General features: G+C 66.3%; 16 protein-coding genes. 7 read left to right on the top strand and 9 right to left on the bottom strand.

The features are described from left to right. Positions 1-110 precede the first annotated feature (110 nt). Positions 111-1,622: an MFS transporter gene (locus tag ACWFRF_RS33390; protein WP_452454104.1), complete on the top strand. Its 1,512-nt coding sequence runs from the start codon at positions 111-113 to the stop codon at positions 1,620-1,622. Further along, a complete protein-coding gene (locus tag ACWFRF_RS33385; protein ID WP_452454102.1) occupies positions 1,612-2,220 on the top strand; it encodes a TetR family transcriptional regulator in 609 nt (202 codons plus the stop codon). Before ACWFRF_RS33390 ends, ACWFRF_RS33385 begins: the two co-directional genes overlap by 11 nt. Here the strand turns inward: ACWFRF_RS33385 and ACWFRF_RS33380 are convergent, their stop codons facing one another. Next, positions 2,221-2,916, bottom strand: a complete 696-nt coding sequence (locus ACWFRF_RS33380; RefSeq protein ID WP_452454100.1) for an ester cyclase — start codon at positions 2,914-2,916, stop codon at positions 2,221-2,223. A 141-nt stretch (positions 2,917-3,057) separates the two neighbouring features. Beyond that, positions 3,058-3,954 (bottom strand): phenylalanine 4-monooxygenase, encoded by an 897-nt coding sequence (locus tag ACWFRF_RS33375; protein ID WP_452454099.1) that lies wholly within the window; start codon positions 3,952-3,954, stop codon positions 3,058-3,060. A gap of 246 nt (positions 3,955-4,200) precedes the next feature. Between ACWFRF_RS33375 and ACWFRF_RS33370 the strand changes: the two genes are divergently transcribed. Continuing rightward, a complete protein-coding gene (locus ACWFRF_RS33370; RefSeq protein WP_378635482.1) occupies positions 4,201-4,383 on the top strand; it encodes a type II toxin-antitoxin system VapB family antitoxin in 183 nt (60 codons plus the stop codon). 114 nt (positions 4,384-4,497) lie between these two features. Then, complete coding sequence (locus tag ACWFRF_RS33365) at positions 4,498-5,169, top strand: JAB domain-containing protein (RefSeq protein ID WP_452454097.1); 672 nt, start codon at positions 4,498-4,500, stop codon at positions 5,167-5,169. A 15-nt stretch (positions 5,170-5,184) separates the two neighbouring features. Here the strand turns inward: ACWFRF_RS33365 and ACWFRF_RS33360 are convergent, their stop codons facing one another. Together ACWFRF_RS33360 and ACWFRF_RS33355 are read right to left on the bottom strand one after the other, a co-directional pair. Then, on the bottom strand, positions 5,185-5,877 hold the full coding sequence (locus tag ACWFRF_RS33360; RefSeq protein WP_452454095.1) for a TetR/AcrR family transcriptional regulator: 693 nt from the start codon (positions 5,875-5,877) through the stop codon (positions 5,185-5,187). Positions 5,878-5,929: 52 nt separating this feature from the next. Continuing rightward, a complete protein-coding gene (locus ACWFRF_RS33355; protein WP_452454093.1) occupies positions 5,930-7,159 on the bottom strand; it encodes a cytochrome P450 in 1,230 nt (409 codons plus the stop codon). A 203-nt stretch (positions 7,160-7,362) separates the two neighbouring features. On the opposite strand from ACWFRF_RS33355, the gene ACWFRF_RS33350 reads away from it, so the two are divergent. Further along, on the top strand, positions 7,363-8,253 hold the full coding sequence (locus tag ACWFRF_RS33350; RefSeq protein WP_452454091.1) for a fructosamine kinase family protein: 891 nt from the start codon (positions 7,363-7,365) through the stop codon (positions 8,251-8,253). A 107-nt stretch (positions 8,254-8,360) separates the two neighbouring features. Here ACWFRF_RS33350 and ACWFRF_RS33345 read toward each other — a convergent pair whose 3' ends face one another. From ACWFRF_RS33345 to sdhC, 5 genes are all read right to left on the bottom strand, one after another. Then, positions 8,361-8,870 (bottom strand): DoxX family protein, encoded by a 510-nt coding sequence (locus tag ACWFRF_RS33345; RefSeq protein ID WP_452454089.1) that lies wholly within the window; start codon positions 8,868-8,870, stop codon positions 8,361-8,363. 139 nt (positions 8,871-9,009) lie between these two features. Continuing rightward, on the bottom strand, positions 9,010-9,780 hold the full coding sequence (locus tag ACWFRF_RS33340; protein WP_378996743.1) for a succinate dehydrogenase iron-sulfur subunit: 771 nt from the start codon (positions 9,778-9,780) through the stop codon (positions 9,010-9,012). Continuing rightward, positions 9,780-11,531, bottom strand: coding sequence for a succinate dehydrogenase flavoprotein subunit (gene sdhA, locus ACWFRF_RS33335; protein WP_378971801.1), 1,752 nt, complete (start codon positions 11,529-11,531; stop codon positions 9,780-9,782). The genes ACWFRF_RS33340 and sdhA overlap by 1 nt, the downstream gene beginning before the upstream one ends. Before the next feature lie 34 nt (positions 11,532-11,565). Continuing rightward, positions 11,566-12,000, bottom strand: a complete 435-nt coding sequence (locus ACWFRF_RS33330; RefSeq protein WP_378996741.1) for a succinate dehydrogenase hydrophobic membrane anchor subunit — start codon at positions 11,998-12,000, stop codon at positions 11,566-11,568. A 1-nt stretch (position 12,001) separates the two neighbouring features. Beyond that, complete coding sequence (sdhC, locus tag ACWFRF_RS33325; RefSeq protein WP_358179944.1) at positions 12,002-12,406, bottom strand: succinate dehydrogenase, cytochrome b556 subunit; 405 nt, start codon at positions 12,404-12,406, stop codon at positions 12,002-12,004. A gap of 290 nt (positions 12,407-12,696) precedes the next feature. Between sdhC and ACWFRF_RS33320 the strand changes: the two genes are divergently transcribed. Both ACWFRF_RS33320 and ACWFRF_RS33315 read left to right on the top strand, forming a co-directional pair. Further along, positions 12,697-13,098 carry a cytidine deaminase gene (locus tag ACWFRF_RS33320; RefSeq protein ID WP_452454086.1) on the top strand — a complete coding sequence of 134 codons (402 nt, stop codon included), beginning with the start codon at positions 12,697-12,699 and terminating at the stop codon, positions 13,096-13,098. Between the two features lie 27 nt (positions 13,099-13,125). Next, positions 13,126-14,412 carry a thymidine phosphorylase gene (locus ACWFRF_RS33315; RefSeq protein ID WP_452454084.1) on the top strand — a complete coding sequence of 429 codons (1,287 nt, stop codon included), beginning with the start codon at positions 13,126-13,128 and terminating at the stop codon, positions 14,410-14,412. Positions 14,413-14,527 lie beyond the last annotated feature (115 nt).

Below are 14,527 nucleotides of genomic sequence, written 5' to 3'. Positions count from 1 at the left end.
CGCGTTCGCCGGTCCACGAGCTGACAGGTCCGGACTCGGCGAGGGTATTGACATGAACTAGCAAATGAGAGTTACTATCAAAAAGTAGTAGCTCTCAATTTGGAGGAGATATGCGGACGGAAGACACCCGCCGCTGGCTCGCGCTCGGCGCGCTTGCCGTGGCGATGCTCACCATCGGACTCGACGTCACCGTGCTCACGGTGGCCATCCCGACGCTCGCGGTGGACCTGGATGCGAATACCGCTGCGCTGCAGTGGTTCAGCAGCGCTTACACGCTGGCTCTGGCCGCGCTGATGCTGCCCGCGGGCGCGCTCGGCGACCGGTACGGGCGCAAGAAGGTCCTGCTGGCAGCGCTGGTGCTGTTCGGTGTGGCCTCGCTGGCCTGCGCGTTCGCCGATTCGGCGGGCCAGCTCATCGCAGCCAGAGTGGCGCTCGGCGTCGCCGCCGCCGCGATGATGCCGCTGTCGATGGCCGTGCTGCCGGTGCTGTTCAGCGAACCGGCGCAACGGCAACGCGCGGTGACGATCTGGGTCACCTCGACCGCGATCGGTCTGCCGCTCGGTCCGATCGTCGGTGGCTGGCTGCTGCAGCACTACTGGTGGGGTTCGGTGTTCCTCATCAATGTGCCGCTGGTGATCATCGGGGCGGTTGCGGTGGCGACCCTGGTGCCGGAATCACACGGCGACAGCAGCTTTCGCATCGACATCGTGGGTGCGCTGCTGTCGGCGGCGGGCATGCTCGGGCTGACCTACGGTTTCATCCGGATCGGCGAACGGGGCTGGGGCGACATCGCAGCGTGGCTCGTTGTGGTGGCGGGCGCCGCGCTGCTCGCCGTCTTCCTGTGGTGGCAGCGTCGCACCGCGCACCCGCTGATCGACCTCACGCTGTTCGCCACTCCCGGATTCCGTTGGGGTACAGCGCTGTCCATCCTCGTCAGTTTCGCCATGTTCGGGATGTTCTTCACCGTCCCGCAGTACTTCCAGGCCGTGCTCGGGGTCGATGCGCTCGGTAGCGGGTTGCGGCTGTTGCCGATGATCGGCGGGCTGGTGATCGGCAGCAGGTTGGTCGACATGTTGCTGCCGCGGCTCGGCCTGCGGGTCGTGCTCACCGCCGGGTTCCTGGTACTCGCGGGCGGAATCGGGCTCGGCACGCTCACTCGGGTCGACAGCGGTTACGGCCTGACCGCGCTGTGGACCACAGTGCTCGGCATCGGGATGGGTCTGGTCATGCCCGCCGCCATGGGCATGGCGCTCGGGGAGCTCACCGCCGCCGGTTCCGGGTCGGGTTCGGCACTGCTGCAAGCACTTCGGCAGGCGGGTGGCACCATCGGCGTTGCCGTGCTCGGCACCGTGCTGTCCACCTGGTACCGGGCCGACCTCGGCGCGCTCGACCGTGCGCCGATCTCCGACGGTGTCAACGCGGGCGTCGCCCACGCGCGGGAGACCGGCGATCCGGTGATGCTGGCGCAGGTACAGCAGGCCTTCGTCACGGGCATGGACACCATGCTCGGGCTGTGCGCGGCGCTGTGTCTGGTCGCCGGACTCGGCACCGCGCTGTGGCTGCGGCGACCGACGGCACCGATTACCGAGACGGATGCGGCAGAATCGATACATGTCGGTTGAGATGTCGCTACGCGAGCGGAAGAAGGAGCGGACCCGCCGAACCATCAGGGTCGAGGCGTTCCGGCTGTTCCGGGAACAGGGCTACACCGAGACCACGGTGGAGCAGATCGCGGCGGCGGCCGAGGTATCCCCGAGCACCTTCTTCCGCTACTTCCCGACCAAGGAACAGCTGGTCATCGCCGATGATCAGGACGCGCTGATGATCGAAGCGCTGGAGGCGCAACCGCGCGGCCTGCACCCGCTGACCGCCTTCCGAAACGCCACGGAGGCAGTGTTCTCGGCCATGTCGGCCGCCGACATGGCCTTCGAGCAGGAACGGCACGCACTGCTGTACCACGTCCCAGAGCTGCGCCCGGCGATCGGCCTGGAATTCCAGCGCAGCATCGAATTGGCGGCGCAACTGATGGCCGAATACACAGGCCGGGCTGCCGACGATTTCGAGGTGCGGGTGGCCGCGGGCGCCATGATCGGCACCATGCTCGCCATCGTGACCACCACGCCGGTCAATGCCGAGAATGTCGGTCACGCCCTGCGGTTCCTGCAGGCCGGGCTGCCGTTCGGTCCGGACGACGCACCGAACGGCAGCGATCGGACCTGACTAGTCGGCCTTGCCGTGCTGCACGGGGCAGCCGTGTGCCAGCGGGCCCAGCAGCTTGTTGTTGTCGTAGAAGTGCTCCAGCTCGAGGATGCGCAGGTCCTCGCTGACGCGGGCGATGGTCACACCGAACATCTCGATCTGCTCACCGGTGGGCTGGTGGCCCTTGTACTCGCCCTCGAACTTGCCCCAGTGCCGCCAGCGGAAGCTCACCGACGGCGGGCCCGACAGCACTTCCTGGACCTCCCAGAAGAACCCGCCGGGGAAGGCGGTGTGGAAGATGTGGTGCGAGGAGTCGAAGGTCTCGTTGGCGGAGTCGTAGTACGGGTTGTCGCCGATCAGGATGTTGTAGCTGCCGATCCGAGCGAACTCCTCGGCGTCCTGCCACGTCCCGCCGTTGACCCGGCCGCGGTACTGGTCGGCCACCACCGACAGCCACGTCGCGGGGTCGGCCTTGTGCGAGACCTCCATCTCGAAGACCTTCACCAGGTCCTCGACGATCGCCTCGAGCGAGCCGGGCGCGTGCTCGACGCTGCGCTCGCGCGGGATCACCTTGTGGCTCAGTTCGTAGTCGGGAACGTTGCCGCGCCATTCCTCCGGCGCCGCGGCGGCGATCACGGCTTCCCGGCCCTGCAGCCACAGGGGCGCTTCCGGTTCCGGGTTCTGCTCGGCCTGCGTATCTGTCGCGTCCACAGTCATTTTCGGTCTACCCGACCCTTTCAAAAAGCTCGAAGAACGGGTCGAAGGTAACAGTCGCGCATCGGTCGCGCGTGTCGGGTCCCAACAAGTGAGAAACACAAAATGTTGAACTGTGTTCTGTAGCAACGTTTTCGGAGATAGCTACGAGACAGCCCGGGTGGGGTGACCGAGTCTGGCCGGTGTTTCGTCATCCATGGTCGCGAAGAATTCGCCGAGCACGCCGACGATCTGGTCCACCGAATCCGCACAGAACAGCACCGGCTGGTAATGGGTGATGTCGTAGGCGATGGTGCCCATCTCCGCGACATCGAGCGGACGGAGCAGGGCGTGCCGGAATTCGTCGATCTCGCCATAGGAGGACAGCAGTCCGGCGCCGTAGCAACGGATTTCGTCGTTCTCCCTGACCACGCCGAACTCGAGCGAGAACCAGAAGACATCGGCGAGGAACTTCAGCGCGCGGTCGGTCTCCAGCCGTGCCACCGCGGCGCCGACCGTCTCGTACAGCGCGGCGAAACGTGGGCTGGCGATCTGGTTGGCGTGGCCGATGATCTCGTGGATCGCGTCGGGCTCCGGGGTGTACAGCGGGGCGGAATGGTGGCGGATGTACTGGGTGGAGTGGAAGGTGCGTTCGGCGAAGGAGCCGAAGAACTCGCGCAGCGGAACGAGGCCGGCGGCCGGCGCGTACCGGAAGCCGGTGAGGGGGGTGAGCAGCCGCGACACCTCGTCGAGTTGCGGGATGTGATCGTGCGGGAGGGCGAGGTTGCCCGCTGCCTCCCTGACCTCACGGCAGGCATAGACCTCGTGCTTGCGGGCCAGCTCGGCCGAGGCGATCCGCCATACCCGCTGCTCGTCGTCGGTGTAGTCGATGTGGGGTACGGGGGCGCCGGGGGAGTAGTCGAGTGCGAGCGCGGCGATGGCGTTGCGGCGCGCGCGGTAGTGCTCGTCGTGCACGCCGGGGTGGTCATCGCTCAGATGCACCGTCACATCGCCGTCACGCTCGCGCGTCACCGGCGAGTAGAGCTGGGCCTCGGTGAACATGACTCCAGGCAAGCACCGCATTCCCGTCGCGACAACAACCACGCCGGCAACTACGCAAACTGCACAGTTGCAGGGGTGGTCGCCGTCGGATTCCGGCGGTGAACTGTGTTTTCTGTGTGCTTGCTGTCCGATGCCGACTGCCGCTGTGTGGACTTGCGAACGCGTGGTTTCGGTAACGACGCGGTGAATTAGCGGACGAGCCGAGCCGCCATCACGCAAGATTGCGATCGTAGAAGAGGAGGATGCGTGCGCAACCTGCGAATAGATCTCGATCAGCGCCTGCTGGCCGCTGCGGCCGACATCATGGGCACCGCCGACAGCAATGCCACCGTCAACGAGGCGCTGCGCCGCATCGTTGTGCACGAACGCCAGCTACGCAATTTGGAACGGCTGATGGCCGATTCGGTTTTCAGCGCGGAGCCCACCTAGCGGGTGGATCCGGGTTCGGGTTTCGTCACCCACGTGGTGGCCGAGGGGTAGCCCGGACTTGTCGGTACCCCCTGCGATCATCGACAGTCAGTCACCGATCCGCAGGGGGAAACGATGTCGGTTCCGATCGCGAGTTTGCCTGTCGCCCAACGTCCGCGCGAGCGGCTGCTGATGCTGGGCCCGCACGCGCTCAGCGACGGCGAGCTACTGGCGCTGCTGCTCGGCCAGGGGACTCGCGGCCGATCCGCGTTGGAGGTCGCCGCCCAATTGATCGGCGACTACGGCGGATTGGCCGAACTCTCCGCGGCCCGCCCCGAAGAACTGGCCGCTCGCGCGGGCATCGGCCCGGCCAAAGCCGCCACGGTCGTCGCGGCTTTCCACCTCGGCACCCGCTCACGCACGCCCACCGATTCGCTACCGCAGCTCACCACGCCCGAAGACATCGCTGCCGCGGCGATCCCGCTCTTCGCGGGCGCCCGGGTGGAGCGACTTCTCGTGCTCGTCTGCGACACCCAGAACCGTCTGCGCCACCGCGCTTTCGTCGCCGAAGGCGCCATCGACCACGTCGCCGTCCCCGTCCGGGAAATCCTCAACACCGTCCTGCGCCACGACGGCCGAGCCTTCGCCGTGGTCCACAACCACCCCTCCGGCGACCCGGCCCCCAGCCCCGACGACCGCCGAGCCAGCACCCTGCTCCACCAAGCCGCCCGCACGGTAGGTCTGCGCTACCTCGACCACATCGTGGTCGCGGGCGAAACCTGGTCCACCGCACCACCTTTCCTTTGACGGCGCGGACGCGCCTCAGCCTGCGAAGCCGGTGGTGCGAGCCAGATCCGCGAGCATGGCGTCGAACATGATCTCCGGATCGGCCAGGGGGATCGGATAGTTGCCGAACACCTCGAGGGTGACGTGGCCGAACAGCCGGGCCCAGATCTGCACCATCAGGTAGGTCACGCCGAGATCCAGCTTCTCGGCGGGGAATTTCTGTCCCGACTCCGAGAGCATGGCCAGCAGGTCGGTCTGGAAGCCGATCAGGTCCTCGCGCAGCGCGGCCGGGATGGTCTCGCCCGGTGGGGTGGCGATCTCGAAACTCGCCAGCAGCCTGCCCGCCGCGGCAAGGAAGATCCGGCCGAAGGGCTCGTCGAAGCGGCGCATCATCGGCCGTCCCGAGGTGGGCGAGGCGAACACCAGGGTGAATTCCCGCGGGTTCGCCAGCGCCCAGTGCCGGAACCCCCGGCAGATGGCCAGGAACTGCACCGCGCCGTCGTCGGGCAGCGGCTCGATCTCGGTCGAGAGGAACTCGGCCAGATCGGCGCAGAATTCCACCCGCATCCGCTCGATCAACTCGTCGCGCGACGAATAGTGCCGGTACAGCGCGGGCGCGGTGACGCCGAGTTCGCGTGCGATCGCCCGCAGGGTGACCGAATCGGGGCCTTGCCCGGCCAGCAGCGCCCGCGTGACCCGCCGGATGTCGGCGTCGGTCACGACAGGCACACGGCCACGTGCCTTGCCCGTCAAGCGGCCACCCCTTCGATCATGTGTCGGTTCAAGCGTATTCGACTTCCCACCGCTTGATGCCGTTGAGCCAGCCGCTGCGCAGCCGCACCGGATCGGAGACCTGGCGCAGGTTCGGCATCGCGTCGGCAATGGCATTGAACATCAGGTCGATCTCCAGGCGGGCCAGATTCGCGCCGACACAGTAGTGCGTTCCGGTGCCGCCGAAGCCGACGTGCGGGTTGGGATCGCGCAGGACGTCGAACCGGAACGGGTCGGCGAAGGCGTCCTCGTCGAAATTGGCCGAGCTGTAGAACAATCCGATCCGCTGGCCCTTCTTGATCTGCTGCCCGCCCAGTTCCAGGTCACGCGTCGCGGTGCGCTGGAACGCGGTCACCGGCGTCGCCCAGCGCACGATCTCGTCCGGTGCGGTGCGCGGGCGCTGCTGCTTGTAGAGCTCCCACTGGTCCGGGTTGTCGACGAAGGCCTTCATGCCGTGGGTGATCGAATTGCGGGTGGTCTCGTTGCCCGCCACCGCGAGCAGGATCACGAAGAACGCGAACTCGTCCGAACCGAGGTGCTCGCCGTCGACGTCGGCGTTGACCAGCTGGGTGACGATGTCGGAGGCCGGACAGCCGCGGCGCTGTTCGGCCATGTTCCAGGCGTAGCCCATCACCTCGGCGGTCGCGGTGTGGTGATTGCCCTCGAACTCCGGATCGTCGTAGGAGATCATCTGGTTGGTCCAGTCGAACAGCTTCATGCGGTCCTCCTGCGGCACGCCGATCAGCTCGGCGATGGCCTGCAGCGGCAGCTCGCACGCGATCTGCTCGACGAAGTCGCCGTGACCGGACTTCTTGGCCTCCCACACGATCTTCTCGGCCCGCTCGGTGAGCGCGGCCCGCAGATTCTCCACCGCGCGCGGGGTGAAGCCCTTCGACACGATACGCCGGATCTTGGTGTGCTGCGGCGGATCCAGGTTCAGCATGAGCATGTTGCCGAGCATGTCGATCTGCTCGCGCGTGGTCTCCTCGTTGAACCGGATGATCGCCGTGTTCTCGTGCGAGGAGAAGTCCTCCGGATTCTTCGAGATCTCCTTGATGTCGGCCAGCTTGGACACCACCCAGTACCCGCCGTCGTCGAACCCGCTGGCGCGGTCGGGCTGCGCGCACCACCAGACCGGCGCGGTGCGCCGCAATTGCGCGAACTCCTCGATCGGCAATCGGCTGGCGAGGAGGTCGGGATCGGTGAAATCGAATCCCGCGGGGATGTTTGTGCTGGTCACGGCAGTCTCCTTCGATCCGGTGCGCGGACTTCGCACCGTGATGTGGAACACGTTCACCACGATGAAACCACGTCGGAACCCTTTATGAACAGTGTTTAGTAATACCTGTTCACAAACTGGTTCGATGGGCTCGGGAGGCGTGGTCCGGCCCGGGATCCTCCGATTCGCCGACCACCACCAGCGGTCCTGGGCAAGATGGCGGCGTGGACCTGCCGTTTCTGCGTGCGCACCCGCACCTGCTTCCGACGTTCCTCGCTCATCAGCGGCTGCGGACGACGCCCGTCGCGGGTGGGTCGATCAGCGTCGCCGAGCGGATCGCGCTCGACGACGGGACGCATCTGTTCCTGAAGACCTGGCCCGGCGGGGTGTCCGCCGCCCCGACCGCCGAGCGGGCGCCCGCTCCGTCCGGACTCTTCGCGGCGGAGGCGCAAGGGCTTCGCTGGCTGCGAGAGGCCGGTGGTGTCGCGGTGCCGGAGTTGTACGCGCAGACCGATGAACTGCTGTTGATGCAGTGGGTCGACCATGCTGAGCCGGCCGCCGCTGCCGCCGAACGATTCGGTGCGGGATTGGCGGTGACCCACAGCGCGGGCGCCCCCGAATTCGGCGCTGCCGCCACGGGTTTCCTCGCCGGTCTGCCCCTCGACAACACCCCCGGCGAGGACTGGCCCACCTGGTACCGCGAACGCCGAATCCTGCCGTACCTGAAACTCGCCGTCGACGCGGGCGCCCTCGACCCCGCCGACGCCACCCGCATCGAATCGATCCACATCGAAGCCCCCGACGAAGCCCCTGCTCGAATCCACGGCGACCTCTGGCCGGGAAACATCCTCTGGGGCCCCTCCGGCACCCCCTGGCTGATCGACCCCGCCGCCCACGGAGGCCATCCCGAAACGGACCTGTCCACCCTGTCCCTCTTCGGCGGCGCCCCCTACCTCCCCCGAATCGTCGCCGCCTACAACGACGTCCACCCCTTGGCCCCCGATTGGCAAACCCGCATCCCCCTCCATCAGCTCCACCTCCTCCTGGCCCACGCCGTCCTCTTCGGCCGTTCCTATCGAACCGCCGTCTTGGACGCGGCCTCCCATTACCGCTAGTGCGTCTGACGGGACATGTTGTGTCAGAACGAGTTAGGGGTACTGGTTGTCAATGACGAAGGCCACCAACATCATTTGACGCTGATGGCCTTTGTCGGTCAAAAAGTTCAGATCGGCGACGGCTCCCGTCGCCGTAGTGTGGGCAGGACTCGGGGTGCCGATCGGGTCGCCCATACGGCGAATCCGATGTAGAGCGCCTGTTCCGGGATTCGCTGCCACAGGGGCGATGCGGGCTCGCCCGCGAACGGGATGTCGTTGAGGGCGGCGTAGATGTTGGCGGGGAGGAGCAGGAGGAACAGCGGCACCAGGGCCCAGCCCGCGATCCACCTTGTGCGGGTGAGGATCAGGCCGAGTGCGGCGAGGAGTTCCAGGACGCCGCTGGCCAGGACCATGAAGCCGGGGAACGGGACGAAAGGCGGGATCATGGCGACCATGTCGGCGTAGTTGGGCATCACGGTGACGCTCGCGGGCATGAAGTGCGCGGTGCCCGTCATCACCAGCATGACGGCCAGTGCGTGGGCGGCGCCGGCGGACCACGAGGCGAAACGGGTTACGCCGAGCGCTCCGAGCGTGCGAAAGACGACGAGCGAGCCGACCAGGGCGACGAGGGTGATCATAAGTACTCCCAGAATGGATACTGACACTATCTACTATGGATAGTAACACTATCCACCCTGTCCTCATTCCCCGCAAGTGCCGACCAACGACAAAGGCCGCCCACACCTTTCGGTGTGGACGGCCTGAGAAGCGAGAAGGTCAGCGGGTGAAGAGCAGGGCCCGCTTGACTTCCTGGATCGCCTTGGTGACCTCGATGCCACGGGGGCACGCGTCGGTGCAGTTGAAGGTGGTGCGGCAGCGCCAGACACCTTCGACGTCGTTGAGGATGTCGAGACGCTCGCGGGCGCCTTCGTCGCGGCTGTCGAAGATGAAGCGGTGGGCGTTCACGATCGCGGCCGGGCCGAAGTAGCTGCCGTCGGTCCAGTACACGGGGCACGACGTGGTGCAGCAGGCGCACAGGATGCACTTGGTGGTGTCGTCGAAGCGGGCCCGGTCGGCCTGGCTCTGGATCTGTTCGCGGGTGGGCTCGTTACCCGAGGTCATCAGGTACGGCTTCACCGCGCGGAACGCGTCGAAGAACGGCTCCATGTCGACCACGAGGTCCTTCTCCACGGGCAGGCCGCGGATCGGCTCGACGGTCATGGTGAGGGTCTTGTCGCCCTTGGGCAGCATGTCCTTCATCAGCACCTTGCAGGCCAGCCGGTTCACACCGTTGATCCGCATGGCGTCGGAGCCACACACACCGTGGGCGCAGGAGCGCCGGAAGGTGAGGGTGCCGTCCAGGTAGGACTTGATGTAGATGAGCACGTTGAGGAAGCGGTCGGTCGGCAGGACCGGCACCTGGAACGAGTCCCAGTGCGCGCCCTTGTCGTCCTCGGTGCTGAACCGGGCGATCTTGACGGTGACCATGACCGAGCCCTCGGGGACCGGCGCCGGCTTCTGCTTGGTGGGTTCGATAACAGCAGTCATCAGTACTTACGCTCCATCGGCTCGTAGCGGGTCTGCACCACCGGCTTGAAGTCGAGGCGGATCTCGGAGATGAGCTCCGGGCCCTCCTTGTACGCCATCGTGTGCCGCATGAAGTTCGTGTCGTCGCGGTCCGGGTAGTCCTCGCGAGCGTGGCCGCCACGCGATTCCTTGCGGTTGAGCGCGCCGACGACGGTGACCTCGGCCAGCTCGAGCAGGAAGCCCAGCTCGACGGCCTCGAGCAGGTCGCTGTTGTAGCGCTTGCCCTTGTCCTGCACCGTGATCCGGGTGTAGCGCTCCTTGAGCGTGTGGATATCGGTGAGGACCTTCTTGAGGGTTTCCTCGGTGCGGAACACGCCCGCGTTCGCATCCATCGTGGCCTGCAGCTCGGTGCGGATGTCGGCTACGCGCTCGTTGCCGTGGTCGGACAGGATCAGCTCGAGCCAGTCCATCACCATCTGCGACGGGTTCTCCGGCATCTCGGTGAACTCGGTGCGGTTGGCGTACTCGGCGGCCGCGATGCCGGCGCGACGGCCGAACACGTTGATGTCGAGCAGCGAGTTGGTGCCGAGACGGTTCGCGCCGTGCACCGAGACGCACGCGCACTCACCGGCGGCGTAGAGGCCGGGCACCACGTCGGTGTTGTTGCGCAGCACCTCGCCACGGATCTTGGTCGGGATACCACCCATGACGTAGTGGCAGGTCGGCATGACCGGCACCAGCTCGGTCACCGGGTCCACGCCGAGGTAGGTGCGCGCGAACTCGGTGATGTCGGGCAGCTTCTCCTCGAGCACGTCGGCGCCGAGGTGGGTCACGTCGATGTAGACGTAGTCCTTGTTCGGGCCGGCGCCACGGCCCTCGGCCACCTCGAGCACCATCGAGCGGGCGACGATGTCACGCGGCGCGAGGTCCTTGATGGTGGGGGCGTAGCGCTCCATGAAGCGCTCACCGGAGGCGTTGCGCAGGATGCCGCCTTCACCACGCACGGCCTCGGAGATGAGGATGCCCAGGCCGGCGAGGCCTGTCGGGTGGAACTGGTGGAACTCCATGTCCTCGAGCGGCAGGCCCTTGCGGAACACGATCGCCATGCCGTCACCGGTCAGCGTGTGCGCGTTCGAGGTGGTCTTGTACATGCGGCCCGAGCCGCCGGTGGCGAACACGATCGACTTCGCGTGGAAGATGTGGATCTCGCCGGTCGACAGCTCGTAGGCGACCACGCCGGTGGCGACGGGGCCACGATCGGACTCGGTCATCACCAGGTCGAGCACGTAGAACTCGTTGTAGAACTCGACGTCGTGCTTGACGCAGTTCTGGTAGAGCGTCTGCAGGATCATGTGACCGGTGCGGTCGGCGGCATAACACGCGCGACGCACGGGCGCCTTGCCGTGGTCACGGGTGTGGCCACCGAAACGACGCTGGTCGATCTTGCCCTCGGGCGTGCGGTTGAACGGCAGGCCCATCTTCTCCAGGTCCATGACCGCGTCGATGGCCTCTTTGGCCATGATCTCCGCGGCGTCCTGGTCGACGAGGTAGTCGCCACCCTTGACGGTGTCGAAGGTGTGCCATTCCCAGTTGTCTTCTTCGACGTTGGCCAGCGCGGCGCACATGCCACCCTGGGCCGCGCCGGTGTGGCTACGGGTCGGGTACAGCTTGGTCAGGACCGCGGTGCGAGCGCGCGGGCCGGCCTCGATCGCCGCGCGCATGCCCGCGCCACCGGCGCCGACGATGACCACGTCGTAGCGATGCTCCTGAATCGGACGGGATTCACTCATGCGAGGTGGCCTGTTCCTAACCTGTGATGTTGGGGTCGAAGGTGAAGATGACGTACGTGCCGACGGCGACGACCAGGATCATCGACAGCACGAGGATGACCTTCAGCCAGAACCGGGTGGAGTCCTTGCGCGAGTAGTCGTCGATGATGACGCGCAGACCGTTGCCGCCGTGCAGCTGAGCCAGCCACAGCATGGACAGATCCCAGAACTGCCAGAACGGGCTCGACCAGCGACCGGCCACGAACGCGAAGTTCAGCCGGTTCACGCCGCCGTCGATCATCAGCATGATGAACATGTGGCCGAGCACGAGGACGATCAGGAACAGGCCGGAGATGCGCATGAACAGCCATGCGTACTTCTCGAAGTTGCCGTTCGACTTGCCACGCGGCGAACGCGGGGAGTCGAGGCTGGCCGGGCGATCGTAGGACTTGCCGAGGACAGGTGCAGACATATCAGTGCTCCGTCAGCAGGTAGAAGAACTGGCGGCCGACGCCCGCGGCGGAGACCAGAACCCAGATGGTGAGGACGATCCACAGCATCTGCTTCTGGAATCGCGGACCCTGGGACCAGAAGTCGACCAGGATGACCCGGACACCGTTGAGGGCGTGGAACAGGACGGCGACGACGAGACCCATCTCCATCAACGCCACGACGGGGTTCTTGTAGAGCTCGATCGCGTGGTCGTAGGTATCCGGGTTGACCCGGACGAGTGCCGTGTCCAACACATGCGCGAAGAGGAAGAAGAACAGCGTGACACCGGTGATCCGGTGCAGCGCCCACGACCACATGCCAGGGTCGCCGCGGTACAGCGTCTTCCGCTTCGGCTGGGCCGGAGCCGGAGCTTCTATCGTGGTCATAGAGTGCGGTGCCTCCAACGTCGTTGATGGACCCGGTCACAGATCCGACGCCGGCATGCGTGGAGAGGCAAATGCCCAGGTGGCTGCGCTGTATTCTCGAGCGCTGGCCCGCCGCCGGGAACCTGAACCGATCTTCGCTGAACTCTAATCCCCTCTGTTTCGCGGAACTAATTCGGCGTGCCGCGCGTTGCGCGTAAAACAGGCGAGTTAGGTTTACCTTTCTCGATGCCGGATACTGGTGTTTCGGCCCCTGTTTCCCGGTGTTCGGCGGGATCGGCTGGAGGTTATCGGTGCCCGAAATCGACTGGAATACGTTGCATGACATGGCAATTCGGGCAATGGGGTCGGCGTACGCCCCGTACTCGGGTTTCCCCGTCGGTGCCGCTGCTCTCAGCGTGGATGGCCGAATTGTGAGCGGATGCAATGTGGAAAATGTCTCATATGGGCTAACCCTGTGTGCCGAATGCGTACTCGTCGGTAACTTATTTGCGTCGGGTGGCGGCCGTCTCATCGCCGTCTCGGTGACCGATTCTCGCGGCGAAATCCTGATGCCGTGTGGGCGCTGTCGTCAGCTGCTGTTCGAACACGGCGGGGGCGAACTACTGGTGGACCACGCCGACGGCCCAAAGCCGCTGTCGGAGCTCCTGCCCTACGCCTTCGGGCCGGATGATCTGGCGGCCGGGCAGCAGTAGCCGGGCAGCAGTGCCAGACTTGGCGCCATGACGGCACTGGATGCGGTTTCGGTCATTACTACCAAGCGTGACGGCGGCGAGCTGTCCGACGCACAGATCGACTGGGTGGTGGACGCGTTCACCCGGGGGACCGTGGCCGACGAGCAGATGTCGGCCCTGGCCATGGCGATCGTGTGGCGGGGGATGACCCGGCGCGAGACCGCGCGGTGGACGGCGGCGATGATCGGGTCGGGCAGCCGGATGGACTTCACCGACCTGCCCCGACCCACCGTCGACAAGCATTCGACCGGTGGGGTCGGCGACAAGATCACCCTCCCGTTGGCTCCGCTGGTGGCCGCGTGTGGGGCTGCGGTGCCGCAGTTGTCCGGGCGAGGGCTCGGGCACACCGGTGGGACGCTGGACAAGCTCGAGTCGATCCCCGGCTGGCAGGCCGATGTGACGGTGCCGCGCATGCGGGAGATCCTGGCCGACCCGGCGATCGGCGCGGTGATCTGCGCGGCGGGTGCTGATCTGGCGCCGGCCGACAAGCGGCTCTACGCGCTGCGGGATGTGACAGGGACGGTCGAGTCGATTCCGTTGATCGCGAGTTCGATCATGAGCAAGAAGATCGCCGAGGGGACAGCGGCGCTGGTGCTGGATGTGAAGGTCGGGTCGGGTGCCTTCTTGAAGACTCTCGACGGCGCTCGCGAACTCGCCACGGCGATGGTCGAACTCGGGCGCGATGCGGGTGTGAACACGGTCGCCTTGCTGACCGCGATGGATACTCCGCTCGGGCGGACCGCGGGCAATGCGATGGAAGTGGTCGAATCGGTGGAGGTGCTCGCTGGTGGGGGACCTGCGGATGTGGTCGAGCTGACTTTGACGCTCGCCCGCGAGATGGTCGCGCAAGCCGGGCTGCATATCGATCCTGCTGATGTTCTCGCTGACGGCCGGGCTATGGATCACTGGCGGGCGATGATTCAGGCGCAAGGTGGGGATCCGGACGCTGCGCTGCCCGTCGCTCGGCATACCGAGATCGTGCGGGCCGAATCGAGTGGGGTGCTGACCCGGCTCGATGCGATGGGGGTGGGGGTTGCCGCTTGGCGGTTGGGGGCGGGGCGTGCTCGTCAGGGGGAGAAGGTGCAGGCGGGCGCCGGGATCGAGATGCATGCCAAGCCGGGGGACCTGGTGGTGGTGGGGCAGGCGCTGTTGACGTTGCACACGGATACGCCGGATGCTTTTGCTGGGGCTTTGGCGGCGCTCGAGGGGGCTGTGACGATCGAGTCCGCGCCGGATGGGAAGCCAGGGGAGTTGGTGCTCGGGCGGATCGGCTGACAAGGGTTGGTAGTCCCAGGACGGTTTGACGCTGTGTTTTTGGCGCGCTGGCGCGCGCGTGTCCGCGGCCCTGAGGGGCCGCCGGTCAGGCACCGGGGCTTGCTCCTTCGTCGCC

This window comes from Nocardia sp. NPDC055165, assembly GCF_053606985.1.
The sequence above is the reverse complement of the archived record's forward strand: the minus strand, read 5'-3'. Positions and strand labels throughout refer to the sequence as shown.

What these genes read in the sequence shown, in the direction of transcription:
- ACWFRF_RS33345 (WP_452454089.1), bottom strand. Translation starts at nt 8,870, where the DNA reads ATGATCACCCTCGTCGCCCTGGTCGGCTCGCTCGTCGTCTTTCGCACG.
- ACWFRF_RS33365 (WP_452454097.1), top strand. Translation starts at nt 4,498, where the DNA reads ATGTCGGTTCCGATCGCGAGTTTGCCTGTCGCCCAACGTCCGCGCGAG.
- ACWFRF_RS33385 (WP_452454102.1), top strand. Translation starts at nt 1,612, where the DNA reads ATGTCGGTTGAGATGTCGCTACGCGAGCGGAAGAAGGAGCGGACCCGC.
- ACWFRF_RS33315 (WP_452454084.1), top strand. Translation starts at nt 13,126, where the DNA reads ATGACGGCACTGGATGCGGTTTCGGTCATTACTACCAAGCGTGACGGC.
- ACWFRF_RS33340 (WP_378996743.1), bottom strand. Translation starts at nt 9,780, where the DNA reads ATGACTGCTGTTATCGAACCCACCAAGCAGAAGCCGGCGCCGGTCCCC.
- ACWFRF_RS33380 (WP_452454100.1), bottom strand. Translation starts at nt 2,916, where the DNA reads ATGACTGTGGACGCGACAGATACGCAGGCCGAGCAGAACCCGGAACCG.
- sdhC (WP_358179944.1), bottom strand. Translation starts at nt 12,406, where the DNA reads ATGACCACGATAGAAGCTCCGGCTCCGGCCCAGCCGAAGCGGAAGACG.
- ACWFRF_RS33390 (WP_452454104.1), top strand. Translation starts at nt 111, where the DNA reads ATGCGGACGGAAGACACCCGCCGCTGGCTCGCGCTCGGCGCGCTTGCC.
- ACWFRF_RS33330 (WP_378996741.1), bottom strand. Translation starts at nt 12,000, where the DNA reads ATGTCTGCACCTGTCCTCGGCAAGTCCTACGATCGCCCGGCCAGCCTC.
- ACWFRF_RS33375 (WP_452454099.1), bottom strand. Translation starts at nt 3,954, where the DNA reads ATGTTCACCGAGGCCCAGCTCTACTCGCCGGTGACGCGCGAGCGTGAC.